Source organism: Streptomyces sp. NPDC079141 (assembly GCF_040686775.1).
Lineage (GTDB): Bacteria > Actinomycetota > Actinomycetes > Streptomycetales > Streptomycetaceae > Streptomyces.
On sequence record NZ_JBFBLP010000002.1, the window covers coordinates 56,947 to 74,539 of the forward strand.

8 protein-coding genes are annotated in these 17,593 nt (G+C 73.5%); 4 read left to right on the forward strand and 4 right to left on the reverse strand.

Annotated features, from left to right (window positions below):
* Window position 1 precedes the first annotated feature (1 nt).
* The 3 genes from AB0Q90_RS05410 to AB0Q90_RS05420 are packed head-to-tail and all read left to right on the forward strand — an operon-like array spanning window position 2 to window position 12,377.
* A complete protein-coding gene (locus AB0Q90_RS05410; RefSeq protein WP_363159731.1) occupies window positions 2-10,453 on the forward strand; it encodes an amino acid adenylation domain-containing protein in 10,452 nt (3,483 codons plus the stop codon).
* 9 nt (window positions 10,454-10,462) lie between these two features.
* A complete protein-coding gene (locus AB0Q90_RS05415) occupies window positions 10,463-11,149 on the forward strand; it encodes a response regulator transcription factor (protein ID WP_363159730.1) in 687 nt (228 codons plus the stop codon).
* Window positions 11,130-12,377: a HAMP domain-containing sensor histidine kinase gene (locus AB0Q90_RS05420; RefSeq protein ID WP_363159729.1), complete on the forward strand. Its 1,248-nt coding sequence runs from the start codon at window positions 11,130-11,132 to the stop codon at window positions 12,375-12,377. The genes AB0Q90_RS05415 and AB0Q90_RS05420 overlap by 20 nt, the downstream gene beginning before the upstream one ends.
* Window positions 12,378-12,500: 123 nt before the next feature.
* Here AB0Q90_RS05420 and AB0Q90_RS05425 read toward each other — a convergent pair whose 3' ends face one another.
* A complete protein-coding gene (locus tag AB0Q90_RS05425; RefSeq protein ID WP_363159728.1) occupies window positions 12,501-13,043 on the reverse strand; it encodes a GNAT family protein in 543 nt (180 codons plus the stop codon).
* A 47-nt stretch (window positions 13,044-13,090) separates the two neighbouring features.
* A complete protein-coding gene (locus AB0Q90_RS05430; protein ID WP_363159727.1) occupies window positions 13,091-13,465 on the reverse strand; it encodes a VOC family protein in 375 nt (124 codons plus the stop codon).
* A gap of 178 nt (window positions 13,466-13,643) precedes the next feature.
* Between AB0Q90_RS05430 and AB0Q90_RS05435 the strand changes: the two genes are divergently transcribed.
* A complete protein-coding gene (locus tag AB0Q90_RS05435) occupies window positions 13,644-14,978 on the forward strand; it encodes a hypothetical protein (RefSeq protein ID WP_363159726.1) in 1,335 nt (444 codons plus the stop codon).
* A 26-nt stretch (window positions 14,979-15,004) separates the two neighbouring features.
* Here AB0Q90_RS05435 and AB0Q90_RS05440 read toward each other — a convergent pair whose 3' ends face one another.
* Together AB0Q90_RS05440 and AB0Q90_RS05445 are read right to left on the reverse strand one after the other, a co-directional pair.
* On the reverse strand, window positions 15,005-16,420 hold the full coding sequence (locus tag AB0Q90_RS05440; protein WP_363159725.1) for a GAF domain-containing protein: 1,416 nt from the start codon (window positions 16,418-16,420) through the stop codon (window positions 15,005-15,007).
* A 7-nt stretch (window positions 16,421-16,427) separates the two neighbouring features.
* On the reverse strand, window positions 16,428-17,465 hold the full coding sequence (locus AB0Q90_RS05445; RefSeq protein ID WP_363159724.1) for a rod shape-determining protein: 1,038 nt from the start codon (window positions 17,463-17,465) through the stop codon (window positions 16,428-16,430).
* Between the last annotated feature and the right edge of the window lie 128 nt (window positions 17,466-17,593).

Genomic DNA, 17,593 nt, shown 5'->3' on the forward strand with positions numbered 1-17,593 from the left:
CATGGAACGGGTACGGGGGGCGTCGATGTGCAGCGGTCCCGAGCCGGAGCGGGACGAGCGTGACCCGCGGGACGCCGTGGACGCGCTGCTGCGGGCGGCCGGCTCCGCCGGCGCGGTGGTCACCCTCGCCCCGGACGGAACCGCGACTGCGCTGCCGTACCCCGAACTGCTGTCCCGTGCCCGCCGGTTGCTCGGTGGGCTGCGTGAGCGTGGGGTGGGGCGCGGTGACACGGTGGTGCTCTGCGGGCTGCCCCTCGCCGACTTCTTCCTCGCCTTCTGGGCGTGTGTGCTCGGCGGAGTGTGTCCGGTCGCCATCGCGGAGCCTCCGGCGGCGGGGTCGCCGGCGCACGAACGGCTGCTGCACGCCTGTGCGTTGCTGGAACGGCCGCTGGTGCTCACGGATGCGTCCGGCGTCGCAGGCCTGGCGCGTACGGCGCCCGGCCTGCGGGCTGCCGATGTGCGCGAGTGCCTGGAGGCCTCCGCGGTGCACGAGTACGTCGCGCCGGACGGGGCCGATGTCGCGCTGCTGATGCTGTCCTCGGGCAGCACGGGTGCGCCCAAGGCCGCGCGGCTCACCCATGCCGGGCTTGCCGACTTCGCCGCGAGCAGCCGGCGGGTGCTGGATGTGCGGGCGGACGACACGCTGGTCAACTGGCTGCCGGTGGATCACAGCGGGGCCTTTCTGCTGTACCACCTGCTCGCCGTCTTCACCGGGTCCACCAACGTCCACGCTCCGACCGAGTGGGTGCTCGCGGATCCGCTGCGCTGGCTCGATCTGCTGCACGAGTACCGGGCCGGGCACGGATGGGCGCCTACGTTCGCGTTCCGGCTCGTTGCCGATGCGCTGGCCGAACAGCCCGGGCGCGACTGGGAGTTGGGCCGGCTGAAGTCCCTGGTGTGCGGGGGCGAGCAGATTCTGCTGCCCGTGATGCGGGGCTTCCTCGACGCGACTGCCGCGTACGGCGTTCAGGAGCGGCATGTCGTTCCGGCCTGGGGGATGGCCGAGACCGTCACGGCTGTCACGTTCGGGCGTCTCGACCGGCCCGGGACCGTGCACCGGCTGCGCAAGAGCAGCCTCGGTGGGGAGCTGGTGCGTGCCGACGCGGGTGCGCCGGAGGGCGAGACCGTCACCTTCGTCGCGGCCGGTGCGCCCGCGCACGGAGTCACCCTGCGGGTGGTGGACGACCGAGGTGAGCTTGCGGGGCAGGGGCGGATCGGCCGGCTTCAGGTGCGGTCCGCCGCGCGGCTGACGCCGGGGTATGTGGACAACCCGGAGGCGGACGCGGCGGCGTTTCCTGATGGGCGGGAGTGGCTGGACACCGGCGATCTGGCCTTTCTCGACGGTGGGCAGGTGGTGATCACCGGGCGGCGCAAGGACCTGATCATCCTCAACGGGCACAACGTGTACTGCCACGAGGTGGAGGAAGTCGCGTGTGCGGTGAGTGGGGTGCGGGCGGGGGAGGTGGCCGCGTGCGGTGTTCCTCGGGAGGAGCGGGGGAGCGAGGAACTGGCGGTGTTCTTCGTCAGCCGGGGGGCTGAGGAGGATGCGCGGATCGCGGGGGAGGTTCGGGCGGAGCTGTTCCGGCGGCTGCGGCTGACTGCGGCGTATGTGGTGGCTGTGCCGGGGGAGGACTTTCCTCGGACGCCTGCGGGGAAGGTGCGGCGGGGGGTGCTGCGGGAGTGGGTTGTCGGTGGTCTTACGGCCTCGGCTTCGCCTTCGGCCGTTTCGTTCCCACCCGCACCACCCGTGCGGCATTCGTTGTCGGGTGCGGGTGGCCCTGGTGGGGCTGAGGCGCCGTCGGCGGGTGCGGGAGCGCGGGGGGTCGGGGTTGATCCCGATGTTGTGACGCTCGTCGTGTGTGAGGAGCTTGCCGGGGTTCTTGGGCGGGCTGTTGATGTGCGTGCGCCGTTTTATGAGTTGGGGCTGACCTCTGTTCTTCTCGTACGGTTGCGGGTGCGGCTTCAGGAGCGGCTCGGGGTGGAGATTGCGCAGACGGTGTTCTTCGAGCATCCGACTGCTGCCGCGCTCGGGGCACATCTTGCGGGCGTCCGGCCGGAGTTCGAGCGGACGGAGGCCGCAGACCGCGACGCCGCCGATCGTCGTATCGCCGTCGTCGGTATGGCTCTCCGTTTTCCCGGGGCCGACTCGGTGGACGGGTTCTGGGGCAATCTGCGGGACGGGGTCGACAGCGTCCGTGTGTTCGGGGACATCGACGGCGATCGGGTGCCGGTCGGCGGAGTCCTCGACGGGGTCGACGAGTTCGACCCGGAGTTCTTCGGGATCAGTCCCAAGGAGGCCGAACTGACGCATCCCGCACACCGGTTGTTCCTGGAGTGCTGCCTGCGGGCGCTGGAGGACGGCGGGTACGCGGGGGGCGAGCCGGCGACCAGGGTCGGGGTGTTCGCCGGGTCGGGCATGAATCTCTACGGCCATCAGCAGGCCGGCGAAGCCGCACTGCCGGAGTCGGATCCCGCGACCGGCATGCAGAGTGCCATCGGCCGGCAGCCCGACTTCCTCGCCACCCGGGTCGCCTACCGGCTCGGCCTCACCGGGCCCGCGATCGGCGTGCAGACCGCCTGCTCGACCTCGCTGGTCGCCGTCCATCTCGCCTGCCAGGCGCTGCTCTCCGGCGATGCGGACCTCGCGCTGGCCGGTGCCGCCGCCGTGCACCTGCCCCAGGAGAGCGGGTACCGCAGTCACCCCGGCTCTGTCCTGTCGCCAACGGGGCGTTGCCGGCCCTTCGACGCGGAGGCCGACGGCACGGTCGGCGGGAACGGGGTCGCCGCCGTCCTGCTCAAGCGGCTCGACCGGGCCCTCGCCGACGGTGACACCGTCCACGCGGTCGTCCTGGGCTCCGCGGTCAACAACGACGGCGCGGGCAAGGTCGGTTTCACCGCGCCCGGCGTGGCCGGACAAGTGGACGTGGTGCGCCGGGCGTTGCGCCGTGCCGACGTCGCCGCCGACACGATCTCGTACGTGGAGGCGCACGGCACCGGAACCCAACTCGGCGACCCCGTGGAGTTCGAGGCGCTCGGCCGGGCCCTCGGCGAGGACACCGGGCGCACCGGATTCTGCGCCGTCGGGTCGGTCAAACCGAACATCGGTCATCTGGACAGCTGTGCCGGCATGGCGGGTCTGATCAAGACGGTGCTCATGCTCCGCCACCGCACACTGGTCCCCACCCTCAATCTGGCCAGTCCCAACCCCGAACTCCGCCTGGACAACAGCCCGTTGCGACTGGCGACCGAGCTCCGCCCGTGGTCCACCCCCGACGGTGTCCCGCGCCGGGCCGGCGTCAGCGCCCTCGGTGTCGGCGGCACCAACGCCCACCTCGTCCTGGAGGAGGCCCCCGTACGCCCGTCTGTCGCGACCGCGTCTCAACTGCCCGTTCTCGTACCGGTGTCGGCCACCGACGAGCAGGCCCTGGGCGAGCTGACCGAAGCGCTCGCCGGCCGGCTGCGGCAGCAGTCCGATCTCCCGGCCGCCGACGTCGCCGCCACCCTGGCGCTGGGCCGGCCGCACCGCCCGGCACGCGTCACCGCGGTCGGGCGTACGGCGCACGAACTCGCCGGGGCGCTGGAGGCCCGGGCACGCGCCACGGCACCCCTGGGCCCCGTCGCCTTCGCGTTCTCCGGTCAGGGCAGCGCCCGCGCCGGCATGGCGAGCGGACTGTACGCCGCCCATCCCGCCGCCCGGCGGATCCTCGACCGGTGCGCCGAGATCCACGCCGACGAGTTCGACGGCGCCGACCTGCTGCCCCTCCTGCTGGACGGGACGGCCGCCGCCGACAACTGGGTCTGGCCCACCGAGACCGCCCAGGCCGCCCTCTTCGCCCACCAGACTGCGCTCGCCGAGGTGTGGCGGGCGGCCGGCGTGCGTCCCGCGCTGCTGTTCGGGCACAGCGTCGGCGAGTACGCGGCCCTGTGCGCGGCCGGGGCGATCACCGTGGAGGACGGGCTGCGGCTCACCGCCCGGCGCGGGCGGCTGATGCACGCCCTCTGTCCGCCCGGCGGCATGCTCGCCGTCCGCGCCGGGCGGGCGGACGCGGAACGTGTCGCGCGGGCCGCCGGGGCCGAACTCGCCGCGGTCAACGGGCCGCGCTCGCAGGTGATCTCCGGACCGCCCGAGGCGCTCGAAGCGGCCGCACGCCTGCTGGCAGACGAGGGACTGGACGGGCGCGCGCTGCCCGTGGACCGGGCCTTCCACTCGGCCGCCGTCGAGGAGGCGCTGCATGCCTTCCGGGCGTACGCCGAGCAGGTGACGTACCGCCCGCTCGCCACCCCGCTGATCACCACCGCCGACGGCGAACTGCGGCCCGAGGGCTGGACCGTCGACGTCGGCTATCTGCTCCGCCAGGCGCGGCAGCCGGTCCGTTTCGACCTCGCCATGGCCACGGCGACCGCCCGCGGACACGGCGACTTCGTCGAGATCGGCGCGGGACAGACGCTCACCGGACTCGGGCGGCACTGCGCCCCGGCGAGCCGCTGGCTGGCCGGGCAGGGCGGGGGAGCGGAGGCCGTCGAGCAGTCGGCCGGGCTGCTCCAGTCCCTGGGGGAGGCCTACGAGCGCGGCGCGGAACTGGACTGGCGGGCGATCACGGGGGACGGGGGCAGGATCTCCCTGCCGGGGCATCCCCTGCGGCAGCGTCCGGTGGGCGGCGAGTCCGCCGCCCGTACCGTCACGATGCCGTCCGCCGCGCCTGTCTCCGGCGAACTCATCGGTGAAATACGGGAGTTGGTGGCCGACGCCCTCGGCGCCGACGTCGCCGACATCACGCCGGACCGCTCCTTCTTCGAGCTCGGCGCGGACTCCCTCGCCCTGATGGGCATGACGACCAAGCTGGAACAGCGGTACGGCGTACGCGTGCCGGTCCGCGAGCTGTTCGACTCGGTCGACACACCGCGGAAGCTGGCGGAGCGGTTGGGGGAGCCGAAGGTTGAGGCACCACAGCCGATGCCGGAACCACCTGCACCCGCGCCTTCAGCGACGCCCGACCTGCACGAACTCTTCGGCCAGCAGCTCAAACTTGCGCAACAACTGGCCGACCAGGTCACTGGAGTGATCAACCGTCAACTGGACGCACTGACCGCTCAGGCACAGCCCACTCCCAAGCCCCTGCCCCGACCGCAGCCGGCCCCTGCCCCCACCACCGCCCCCGACTTCAGCCTCTACTTCTTCGGCGACTACCCCGAAGGCACCGCCCACGACAAATACGGCCTCATCATGGACGCCGCCGAGTTCGCCGACCGGCACGGCTTCCACGGACTGTGGTTCCCGGAGCGGCACTTCAACTCCTTCGGCGCACTGTTCCCCAACCCCTCCGTGCTCGCCGCCGCCCTCGCGGCCCGTACCAGCAGGATCCGGCTGAACGCCGGTTCCGTCGTGCTGCCGCTGCACCATCCGGTGCGGGTCGCCGAGGAATGGTCGGTCGTCGACAACATCTCCGGTGGCCGGGCGGGCCTGTGCGTCGCGAGCGGCTGGCACGCCACGGACTTCGCGCTCGCGCCGGAGAACTTCGGCCGGCACCGCGAGGTGATGTACGAACGGCTGGGCACCGTACGCCGGTTGTGGTCGGGCAAGCCCGTCGGCGTGACCGCGGGAGACGGCTCGCAGGTCGACGTACGGCTGCACCCGCGGCCGATCCAGGCCGAACTGCCGCTGTACGCAGCCGTGGTGGGCAACCCGGACAGCTACCGGCGGGCCGCCGCCGAGGGGCTCGGCGTGGTCACCAACCTGATGACGCAGACCGTCGAGCAGCTCGCGGAGAACATCGCCCTGTACCGGCGTACCCGGGCCGAGCACGGCCTCGATCCGGCGGCCGGCCGGGTGGTGGTGCTGGTGCACACCTATCTCGACGAGGACGCGGAGCGCGCCCGCGCCGAGGCCTACCGGCCCTTCGTGTCGTATCTGCGCTCCTCGCTGTCCCTGTTCGACCAGGTCACCAACAGCCTGGGCTTCGACGTCGACCTGGAGAACACCCCCGAGGACGACGTGGAGTTCCTGCTCGGGCGGGCGTACGAGCGCTACTGCGGCTCCCGGGCCCTGATCGGCGACGAGCGCTCGGCGGCCGAGGCGGTCGGGCGGCTGGTGGCGGCGGGGGCGGACGAGATCGCCTGCTTCGTGGACTTCGGAGTGCCGAGGGAGAAGGTGCTGGCCGCGCTGCCGGTGCTGGACCGGGTGCGCCGCCGGGAGTACGAGCCGAAGCCGTTGGCCGCCGCAGCGCCGAGCCGTCTGCCCCTGTCTCCCGCCCAGCGCCGCATCTGGTTCCTGGAGCGGCTGCACCCGGGCACGACCATGTACTGCGAGCCCAAGGCGATCCGCCTCGACGGTCCGCTCGACGTTCCCGCCCTGTCCCGGGCGCTGCGGCGGGTCGCGGACCGGCATCCCGCCCTGCGCACGGTGTTCGGGGAGGCCGACGGGGTCCCGTACCAGGAGATACGGGACCAGGTGTCCCTGGACTGTCCGGTCGAGGACTTCGGCGGCGCCGACGAGGAGGAGGCACTGCGGGCCGTCCTCGCCGCCGAGGGGCAGGGCGGGATGGACCTCACCGAAGGCCCGCTGGTCACCGCGCGGCTGCTGCGGCTGTCGGACGAGCGGCATCTGCTGTTCCTGCTGGCCCACCACATCGTCTTCGACTCCTCCTCCACGGCCGTCCTCGCCCGCGACCTCGCCGCCTACTACCGCCACGAGGAGCCGCCGGCGCTCCCCGAACTGCCCGTGCCCGCCCGCCCCGAGCCCGCCGGGCTCGCCGCCTCCCTCGACTTCTGGCGGCACGCGCTCGGCGGCGCCCCCGACCTCGACCTCCCCACCGACCGCCCCCGCCCGCCGGTCAGGACCGGAGCGGGCGCGAGCCTCACGCACGCGTTCGACGCCGAACTCACCGGCCGGCTGCGCACGTTCGCCGCCACGCACCGCGCCACCCTCTTCATGACCCTGACCGGCGCCATCGGTGCCGTCCTCGGCCGCTACGCCGGACAGCGGGACGTGGTCCTCGGCACCGCCGTCGCCGCCCGGCCCGCGGGCGCCGAGCAGCACGTCGGCCTCTTCCTCGACACCGTGCCGCTGCGCGTCGACCTCACCGGGGACCCCGACTTCCCCACCCTGCTGCGCCGGGTGCGCGACGGCAGCATGGAGGCCTACGAGCACCGAAGCGTCCCCTTCGACGAACTCGTCGGCGCGCTCAACCCGCACCGGGACCCGGGCCGCAATCCGCTGTTCCAGGTGATGGTGGAGTATGAGAACGAGGGCGAGGCCGACTTCGACCCGCCCCGGCTGACCGCCACCCTGCTCGACGTGCCGAGCGAGCGGGCCCCCTTCGACCTCAGCGTCTATCTCACCCACCACCGCGACGGCCTGCGGTTCATGGTCGAGTACGACACGGCCCTGTTCGACGGGTCCACCGTGCACCGTCTGGTGGACCATGTGGAGCAGGTGCTGCGCCGGGCCCTGGACAACCCTGCCGCCCCGCTGCCCGAGCTGACCGCCGTCACCGACGCCGACCGGGCCGCCCTCGCCGGCCTGGGTCGCCTCGACGAGCCGGCGCCCACGGCCGGGGACACGCTGCACGGCCTGGTCGAGCGGCAGGCGCGCAGCACCCCGGACGCCGTCGCCCTCGTAGCGGCCGAACGGCGCGTCTCCTACGGCGAGTTGGACGCGTCCGCCAACCGCCTCGCCCACCTCCTGCGCACCCGCGGCGCAACCCGCGGAACACGGGTGGCCGTCCTCCTGCCACGCGGCCCGGAACTGATCACCGCCCTGCTGGGCGTCCTCAAGAGCGGCGCCGCCTACCTCCCGCTCGACCCGGCCTCGCCCACCCCGCGCCTGGCCGCGCTGCTCGCGGACGCGGACCCGGTCCTGCTGCTGACCTCGGGCGGGATGCGGGAACGGCACCCGGAGCTGACCGCCGACACGCTCCTGGTGGAGCACACCGACCCCGCTCTGCCCTGCGACCCGCCGACCGCCGACGTGCACCCCGAGGACCCCGCCTACTGCATCTACACCTCGGGCTCGACCGGCCGCCCCAAGGGCGTCGTCGTTCCGCACCGGGGCCCGACGGGACTGGTCCGCGCCCATCTCGCCGAGCACCCGCCGCTGCGCACTCTCCAGTGGACCTCGCCCACCTTCGACGTCAGCGTGCAGGAGATCTTCACGACCCTCGCCTCCGGCGCCGAACTCGTCCTGATCGACGACGAGTTGCGCTACGACCCGGCGGTCGTCGCGGAGGCGGCGCGGCGGTACGAGGTGCAGCGGATGTTCATGCCGTGCACGCCGCTGCGGTACCTCGTGGAGACCGGGCCGCGGCTGCCCGCCCTGCGGGAGCTGTACTGCGCGGGCGAGGCACTCCACCTCACCGACGCCTTCCGCCGCTTCCTCGCCGCGCACCCCGGCTGCGCGCTGTACAACCAGTACGGCCCCACGGAGACGTCGATCATCGTCACCTCGCACCGCGTCGACCCCGAGGACGGGACGCTGCCGCCGATCGGCACGCCGGTGCCGGGCGCCCGCATCCTGCTGCGGGACGCCGACGGGCGGGCGGTGCCGGTGGGGGCCGTCGGCGAGATCTGCGTGGGCGGCACCCCGGTCGCGCACGGATACCTCGACCGGCCCGAGGAGACCGCCGCGGCCTTCGTCGAGGACGGCACGCTGTACCGCACCGGCGACCTGGCCCGCTGGCGCACCGACGGCGCCCTCCAGTACTGCGGACGCGTCGACGACCAGGTGAAGATCCGCGGCCACCGGGTCGAACCCGCCGAGGTGCAGGCGGCGTTGGCCGCGCTGCCGGGGGTGCGGGACGCGGCGGTCGTGCCGCGCCGGGACCGGTACGGGGAGAGCGAGCTGGTCGCCTATGTCGTGGCGGAGGACGTGCGGCCGCTGCGGGCCGCGCTGGCCGCCGAGCTGCCCGGCCATCTCGTGCCCGGACGCTGGCTGACGCTGGACCGGCTGCCGGTGAACGCCGCCGGGAAGCTGGACCGGGCCCGGCTGCCCGAGCCCGCGGGCGAGGAGCAGCCGGAAGCGGAGCCGGTCACCCCGTTGGAGAAGGCCCTGCACGAGCTGTGGTGCGAGGAGCTGGACGTTGCCCAAGTGCCGGTGCACCGGCCCTTCTTCGAGCTCGGCGGCCACTCGCTCGGCGCGATCCGGCTGCTGCACCGGATGGCGGAGGAGCTGGACGTCGAGGTGACGATGGCCGACTTCTTCCGGACGCCGACGATCCGGGGGATCGCGTCGCGCACGGAGCGGCGGGTCCCCCTCACCTCCACCCTGCGCCGGCTGTGGCAACGGCACCACGAACGCCCCGACCCTTCCGTCTACAACGTCGTCCACCGCATCGACCTGCACGGGGAGTTGGACGTGGAGCGCCTGAAGGGCGCGCTGGCGGAGCTGGTGCGGCGGCACGACGCGCTGCGCGGCAGGTGCACCGGGCAGAGCATGGAGGTACTGGCCGACGTGCCGGTGGAGGTCCTGGTCGACGAGGTCCTCGACCCCGACCGCTGGTGCGAGCAGCACGCCCGCGAGCCCTTCGCGCTGGACCGCGCCCCCCTGTTCCGCTTCCGGCTGGCCCGGCTCGCCGCCGACCACTGGATCCTGCTGACGGTGTTCCACCACGCGATCTGCGACGGCTGGTCGCTCGGGGTGGTCCGGGAGGAGCTGGGGCGGCTGTACCAGGGTGATCAACTGCCCGAGGTGACCGCCCAGTTCACCGACTTCGCCCGCGACGAGCACGCCCTGCCCGCCGCACGCCGGGCGGAGCTGGAGCGCTACTGGCGGTCCGAACTCACCGGCGTACCCCTGCGGTTGCCCCTGCCCTACGACCATCCGCGCCCGGCCGCCCTGTCCGGCCGCGGTGCCCTGCACAGCTGGACGGTCGGCGGGGAGACGCCCGCCAGGATCGCGGCGACCGCCGCCCGGCTGGGGGTGACCCCGTACGCCGTGCTGGCCGCGGCGTTCGCCCGCTGGGCGGGCCGGCTGTGCGGGGACGCCACGGACGTGGTGCTGGCCGCGTCCAGCGCCAACCGCACCCGGCGCGAGCGCGCGGGAACCGTCGGACTGATCGGCGACGCGGTCCTGGTGCGGGCCAGGCTGTCCGAGGCCGGGACCTTCGGGGATCTGGCGACCCAGCTGGCCGCGACCCTGTTCGCCGCCCTGGACCACCAGGACCTGCCGCTGACGGAAGTGGCGGAGCTGGTGGCCCCCGGCACCGGGCAGGGACTGTTCCCGACGGTGCTGTTCACCGTGGTCACGACCCCGCCGCCGACCCTGGACCTGCCCGGTCTGCGCACCCGCGTCGAGGGGCTCCCGACCTACGGCGTGGCACGCAACGAGCTCTACGTGGTGCTGGAGCCGGGCGCCGAGGACATCAAGGTCACTTTCGAGTACTCCACGGACCTGTTCACGGCCGCCACCGTCGAGGGCTGGGCCGAGAGTTTCACCGCGCTGCTGAAGGAGCTGCCGTAGCGTGAGAGTGTGCGCGTGCTGGTCGTCGAGGACGAGGAGCGGTTCGCGGCCGGGCTCAGGGACGGGCTGGAGGCCGAGGGCTTCGCCGTCGACGTCGCCCTCGACGGCGTCGACGGGCTGTGGATGGCCCGCGAGAACGCCTACGACGCCATCGTCCTCGACATCATGCTGCCCCGCCTCAACGGCTACCGGGTCTGCCGGGAGCTGCGCGGCGCCGGGGACTGGACGCCGATCCTCATGCTCACCGCCAAGGAGGGCGAGTGGGACGAGATCGAGGGCCTGGAGACCGGCGCCGACGACTATCTGACCAAGCCGGTCTCCTACGCCGTACTCCTCGCCCGGCTGCGCGCCCTGCTCCGCCGCGAGGCCCATCAGCGGCCCGCCGTCCTCACCGCCGGTGACCTGCGGCTCGATCCCGCGACCCGGACGGTCAGCCGGGCCGGACGGGACATCGAGGTGACCGCGCGCGAGCTGGCGGTGCTGGAGTTCCTGCTGCGGCGGGCCGGCGAGGCCGTGTCCAAGCGGACCATCCTCGACCAGGTCTGGGGCGACGACTTCGAGGGCGACCCGAACATCGTCGAGGTGTACGTCCGGCGGCTGCGCAACAAGGTCGACCGGCCGTTCGGGCGGCGGTCGCTGGTGACGGTGCGGGGGCACGGATACCGGCTGGTGCGGGATGACCCCGGGGACCGGTGAGCAGGCGCGGCGGCAGCTGCGGGCCGTACGGGTGCGGGCCACGGTCATCGCCGTGCTCGCGGTGGCGGTGGCGCTGGTCGCCGGGGGCGTGGCCCTCGTCCTCGGGCTGCGCACCGAGCTGAGCAACGACGTCCGGGACGCGGCACGGGACCGCGCCGGCGAGGTGGCCCGGGTGATCGAGGCGGGCCGCGGGGTGCCGACCCTGGCGGTGTCCGCGGACGACGAGGAGTTCCTCCAGGTCGTCGCCGCGGACGGCACGGTCGTGGCGGCCAGCGACAACGTCCGCGGCCGCCCGGCGCTGGCCCGGCTCGCGCCCGGCGGCAGCACGACGGTCGACACCGGCCTCGACGAGGACGCGTTCCTGGTCGTCGCGGTCGGCGCGGCGGACGGCGACCGGGAACTGCTGGTCCTGGACGGCCGGGCCCCCTCGGGCGTCGCCGAGGCGACGTGGACGGTGACCCGGCTGCTGCTCATCGGCGTCCCCGTGCTGCTGCTCCTCGCGGCCGCCGCGACCTGGGCGGCCGTCGGCAGATCGCTGCGCCGGGTGGCCCGCGCGGAGGCCGCGCAGCGCCGGTTCGTCTCGGACGCCTCCCACGAACTGCGCTCACCGGTCGCCGCGGTCCGCCAGCACGCCGAGGTGGCCCTCGCCCACCCCGACCGGGCGGATGCCTCCTCGCTGGCCGGGACGGTGCGCGAGGAGGCCGTACGCATGCAGCGGCTGGTCGACGACCTGCTGCTGCTCGCCCGCGCCGACGAGAGCGCGCTCGCCCTGCGGCGCCGTCCCGTCGACATGGACGACCTGGTCCTGGACGAGAGCCGCCGCCTGCGTGCGGCCACGGACCTCGCCGTCGACAGCACGCGCGTCGGCGCGGCCCGGGTCACCGGCGACGAGGAGGCGCTGCGGCGCCTGGTGCGCAACCTCGGCGAGAACGCGGCCCGGCACGCCCGCACCCGGGTGGCGTTCGCGCTGACGGACACCGGGGACGGACAGGTACGGCTGACGGTGGACGACGACGGCCCCGGCATCCCGCCCCCCGACCGCAGAAGGGTCTTCGACCGCTTCGTACGACTGGACGAGTCCCGCGCCCGGGACGCCGGCGGCGCCGGTCTGGGCCTCGCCATCGTCGCGGAGGTGGCGACGGCGCACCGGGGCCGGGCGGAGGCGGGAGCGGCGGACGGTCTGGGCGGGGCGAGGTTGGTGGTGACGCTGCCGTCGGCGGGCGAGTGACAGCAAGCGGGTCGGGTGAAGTCGGCTGCGGTTCGGTAGCGCCCGAAGGGGCGCGGGGGAGCGACCAGCCACGACGGCGCCGCGGCCGACCGACGGCACAGCGCCGCACTTCGAGCGGAGCGCTCAGCGCTTCGAGTCCGGTTTCCAGTCCCGCACCAGCAGTCCGAGCAGCACCTCGTCCAGGAACTCGCCCATCACCCAGGCCGCGGAGCGCAGCACGCCCTCGCGGACGAAGCCGTTGCGCTCGGCGGAGCGCAGCATCGCGTCGTTGTCCGCCAGCGTCTCGATCTGCAGCCGCTGCAGGCCGCGTACGACGAAACCGTAGTGGCACAGCACCGCGACGACGTCGGTGCCGTAGCCCTTGCCGCGCGAGGCCGGCAGCAGGCCGAGGCCGATGTGTGCGGACCGGTTGTGGTTGTCGATGCCCCACAGCGTCGCGGTGCCGATCAGCGTGCCGCCGTCCAACTCGACGACGGAGAACGGGACATGGCCCTGCTCCTTGTCGTCCACCACGAGCCGCGGGTCCTTCGAGCCGGGCGCGATCGGCCGCCACGGCCCGCTCTCGGCCCGCGCGGCGTTGACCACGTCGTTGTAGAGCTCGGTCCGCAGTATCGGGATGTCGTCCTCGTGACGGGCCCGCAGCCCGACCTTGTCGCCCTTCAGCATGCAGGCTTCCTATCCGTCCGGGCCGGGCTGCGGCAACCGCGAATGAGTCAGTGGAGGCAGAGGCAGAACGGATGGCCCGCCGGGTCCGCGTAGATCCGCCAGTTGGCCTCCGGGCGGAGCTGGTCCGTCCGCTCCAGTACGGTCGCGCCGAGGGCGAGTGCCCGCTTCTCCTCCGCTTCGAGATCGTCCACGTCGAAGTCCAGGTGGAGCTGTTGCGGGCGCTCCTGGCCCGGCCACTGGGGCGGGCGGTAGCCGTCCACGCGCTGGCAGGCCAGGGGCGTCCCCTCGAACCCGTGCACCTCGATCCAGTCGGCGTCGTCCGGGTCCTGGACCACCCGGCCGCCGAGCAGTTCCGCGTAGAACTCCGCAAGCTGTACCGCATCAGCGCAGTCCAACGCGACCGCCTGCAGCTTTCGAATCACTTCCGACACCTCTCGCTCTTCGGCCGCTTCCGCGACTCCCCCGTACGGGAGGGGTCGTACCCGCCGTCGCGGCAGGCATGCCCCTCGCCATTCTGACAGCGCGTTCAGGGGCGTTCAGGGGACGTTCAGCGGCCGTGGGAGATGCTCCGAGCAGCGGATCGGTTGTGAGGAGGCCGCCATGAACACTCAGCGCAGACTGCTGTGGCCGGGGGCCGTCGTGGGGGCCGTGGTACTGATGGCCGGGGCCTGTTCCGGGGACGCCGGGGGATCGGAGGGAGCCAACGGCGACGGATGTGTGCGGGTCGTCGACGAGGACACCGGCGAGACGGGCAAGGAGTGCCTGCCGCTCGCGCCCGAGAGCGCCCGCGTCGACCTGGCCGAGCCGAAGTTCTCCCACCCGACGCGGATCACGAACCCGCTGCACCCCACCTCCGAGGTCGACCAGGTCGTCATGGGCGGCCAGGCCGACGACGAGGTCTTCCGCACCGAGGTCAGCGTGCTGCCCGGCACCAAGACCATCACCTTCGACGGCACCACCGTCTCCGCCCTGACCTCGCAGTACGTCGCCTACGCCGACGGCCGGATCCAGGAGGTCGCCCTCGACTGGTACGCCCAGGCCGACGACGGCTCCGTCTGGTACCTCGGCGAGGACGTCTTCAACTACGAGGACGGGGTCGTCGCCGACACGGAGGGCACCTGGCAGGCGGGCCGCGACAAGGCACCCGCCGCGATGATCATGCCCGCGGATCCGGAAAAGGGCGATGTGTACCGGCCCGAGAACCAGCCCGGTGTCGTCTTCGAGGAGGTCACGGTCAAGACCGTCGACCAGACCGTCGAGGGGCCCTACGGCGACGTCGAGGGCGCCATCACCGTGCGCGAGGTGCACATGGACGGATCCACCGAGGAGAAGATCTTCGCCCCTGGGTACGGAGAGTTCTCCACCGGGACCGAGGGCGGCGACCTGGAGGCGGTCTCGCTGGCCGTGCCCACGGACGCACGGCCGGGCGCGGTGCCGGCCCCGCTCACCGCGCTGGACGACGCCGCTCGTGCGGCGCAGGACGGCGAGGTCAGCGAGGAGGACGCGCGGGCGCTGCGGGAGGCGTGGACGGCGTACCGTTCCGCCGACGAGGTGCCGGACCTGCTGGAGCGGCAGATGACACGGGACCTGGACGCCCTCGCGGAGGACGGGGACGAAGCGGCGCTGCGCGTGGCGCAGAACGTGACGGACCTGCGGCTGCGGTACGAGCCCGTGCGCACCGTGGATCTGGAGCGGTTCGATCTGTGGGCGCGGCAGCTGGGGATCGATGCGAGTGCCGGTGACCCCGGGGCGGTTGCCGGGGATGTGACGAGTCTCGAACTGGCCTGGCAGCGGCTGCGGGACGAGTCCGCCGCGGCCGAGAAGGTGGCCGACGACCTGCGCGAGGCCCGGGAGGCCGCGGACAGCGAGGACACGGAGGCGGCGAGCCGGCTGTCGGCGCAACTGGTCGCGGACGCAGAGCAGTTGTCACGCTGACGGAGCCCGGGTGGCCGTTGCGGTGGTCACATCGGCGCCTGCCACGTCACCGTCGTCCCCGCCCCGCCGCCGTCCGCCGTGCCGTCGTCCGCCGTGCCGTCGTCGTGGACGGTCAGGCGTACGGCGGCCCGGCCGTCCGGGAGCGTCGCCGTCGCGTCGACCGTGACCTCGATGCGGCTGACGGCGGACCGGCGGGAGGCGGTGGCGAGGGCCCGGCGCAGGGCGGTGAGGAGGCGGACGGCGGTGTCGTCCGGCACGCGGGACTCCACCGCGCCCTTGAAGTGCGCCGACGGCTGGAAGCCGAGGACCGCCGCCGCTCCGGCCGTCTCCCGCAGGACCTTGCCCCGCAAGGTGGTGGGCGCCTCGGCGGGCGGCTGCTGGAGGGCGAAGATCGTCGTACGGACCTCCTGGATCGTCGACTGGAGTTCGTCCACCGCCCGGCCGAGGGTCTCCTGGACGTCCGCCACCTTGCTGCGCCGCTGCGTGGACTCCAGCATCATGCCGGTGGCGAACAGCCGTTGGACGACCAGGTCGTGCAGATCGCGGGCGATGCGGTCGCGGTCCTCGAAGACGGCGAGGAGCTCGCGGCTGTGCTGGGCGTCGGCGAGGACGAGGGCGGCCGCGGCCTGGGAGGCGAACTGGACGGCCAGCAGCCGCTCCACGGAGGTGTACGGGCGGTCGCCGCGGCGGCGGGGGAGGGCCAGCGTGCCGATCAGACGTCCGCCCGCCTGCAACGGCAGCATCATGCTCGGCCCGAAACGGTGCCGCACATGCGTCGTCATGCGCGGGTCGGTCGCCGAGTCGTCGACGAACACCGGCTCCCCGCCCAGGAGTTGTTCGAGGACCGGGCTGCCGGGCTCGATGGTCGTACCGACGATGTCCCCCGGGTCCTCGTGCGTCGACGCCGTCACGATCTCCATGCCGCCCTCGGGCGTGGGCTGGAGGATGACGCCCGCGGCGGCGTCGGCGAGGAGGCGGGCGCGTTCGGCGACCGTCACCAGCGCGTCGGCCGCGTTCTCCCCGCCGAGCAGCGCCGTGGTGACGGCCGCCGCACCCTCGATCCACCGCTCGCGCTGCCGGGCCGCCTCGTACAGCCGGGCGTTGCCGATCGCGATGCCGGCCTGGGCTGCGAGGATGCGCAGCAGCTGCTCGTCCTCGGCCGTGAACGGGGCGTCCTCGCGCTTTCCGGCCAGGTACAGGTGCCCGAAGATCTCTTCGTGCACGGGGATCGGCACGCTCAGCGGGTACGGGGGCTCGGCGCCGGGCGTACGGACCTCCGCCAGGCCGTCCTGGCCGGGGTCGGCGGTGCCGAGCGCCGCGTACCGGGCGCCGGTCAGTTCGGCGGCGCCGTCCACGATGTGCTGGAGGGTGGTGCGCAGGTCGAGGTCGGTGCCGACACCGAGGACGGCTTCGAGGAGGGGCGGGAAGCGGGGGACGGTCACGGCGGGTTCACGTGGCCAGCGGGTCCAGCTCCAGCGGTGCGATCTTGCCCTCCAGCATGGTGCCGAGGCCCTGGACCGCACACACGTCGGGCCGTTCGGCGATGTGCACCGGCATCCCCGTGGCCTGCCGGAGCATCTGGTCGAAGCCCGGCAGCAGCGCGCTGCCGCCGACCATCATGATCCCGCGGTCGGCAAGGTCGGCGACCAGGTCGGGCGGGCAGTCCCGCAGCACCTTGCCGATGCCGTCGAGTACGGCGGTCAGCGGCGTCTGGATGGCGTCACGGACGGCGGCCGTGTCCACCTGGACGGAGCGGGCGAGCCCGGTGGCCACATCGCGTCCGTGGATCTCCGTCGACGCCGGGCCGTGCGGGGTGAGCCCGTTGCCGGACAGGGCGAGCTGCAGGGGCCGTACCGACTGGCTCGGCAGGACCAGCTCGTGCTGGTGGCGCAGGTGCTGCACGATCGCGTGGTCCACGGCCTCGCCGCCCACCGCGATCCGCTCGGCCGTCACGATCGACCCCAGCGAGAGCACGGCGACCTGCGTCGCGGCCGCCCCGCACACCATGATCATGGTCGCCTCGGGGCGCTCCACGGGCAGCCCGCACCCCACGGCCGCGGCGATCAGCGTGTCCACCAGCTCCACCCGGCGCGCCCCGAGCCCGACCAGCGTCTCGATCGCCGCGCGCTGGGCCAGCGGATCGGCGTCGTGCGGGGTGCAGGCGGCGGCGCGCAGCCGGGGCTTGCGGCGCAGGGTACGACGGATCTTGTCGCCGAGCAGATGGCGCAGCATGCGCTGCGCCATCTCGATGTCGACGACCGTGCCGCCGGAGACGGGACGCACGACGCGGATGTAGTCGGGGGTGCGGCCCGTCATCTTCTCCGCGAACTCGCCGACCGCGATCAGCGCGCCGGTACGGGTGTTCACGGCGGCGACCGAGGGCTGATCGACGACCAGCCCGGCGCCCTTCACGTACACCCGCGTCCTCGCCGCACCCAGGTCGACGGCGAAGTGGCAGCGGCGCAGCTGCTCCAGACTGGCGGTCATGGCAGGTCCTCCCGAGAGCACAGACCGTGGGCCGCCGGGTGGCGGGCCTCACTGGCATCGTGCGGGGGGCGGGGGAGGGGGCGCGTGTTGTGGTGGGCCGGGTGGGGTGCGGCTGAATGGGGGTTTTT

Coding starts and splice junctions, on each gene's coding strand:
- AB0Q90_RS05420 (WP_363159729.1), top strand. CDS start 11,130: ATGACCCCGGGGACCGGTGAGCAGGCGCGGCGGCAGCTGCGGGCCGTA.
- AB0Q90_RS05435 (WP_363159726.1), top strand. CDS start 13,644: ATGAACACTCAGCGCAGACTGCTGTGGCCGGGGGCCGTCGTGGGGGCC.
- AB0Q90_RS05445 (WP_363159724.1), bottom strand. CDS start 17,465: ATGACCGCCAGTCTGGAGCAGCTGCGCCGCTGCCACTTCGCCGTCGAC.
- AB0Q90_RS05425 (WP_363159728.1), bottom strand. CDS start 13,043: ATGCTGAAGGGCGACAAGGTCGGGCTGCGGGCCCGTCACGAGGACGAC.
- AB0Q90_RS05410 (WP_363159731.1), top strand. CDS start 2: ATGGAACGGGTACGGGGGGCGTCGATGTGCAGCGGTCCCGAGCCGGAG.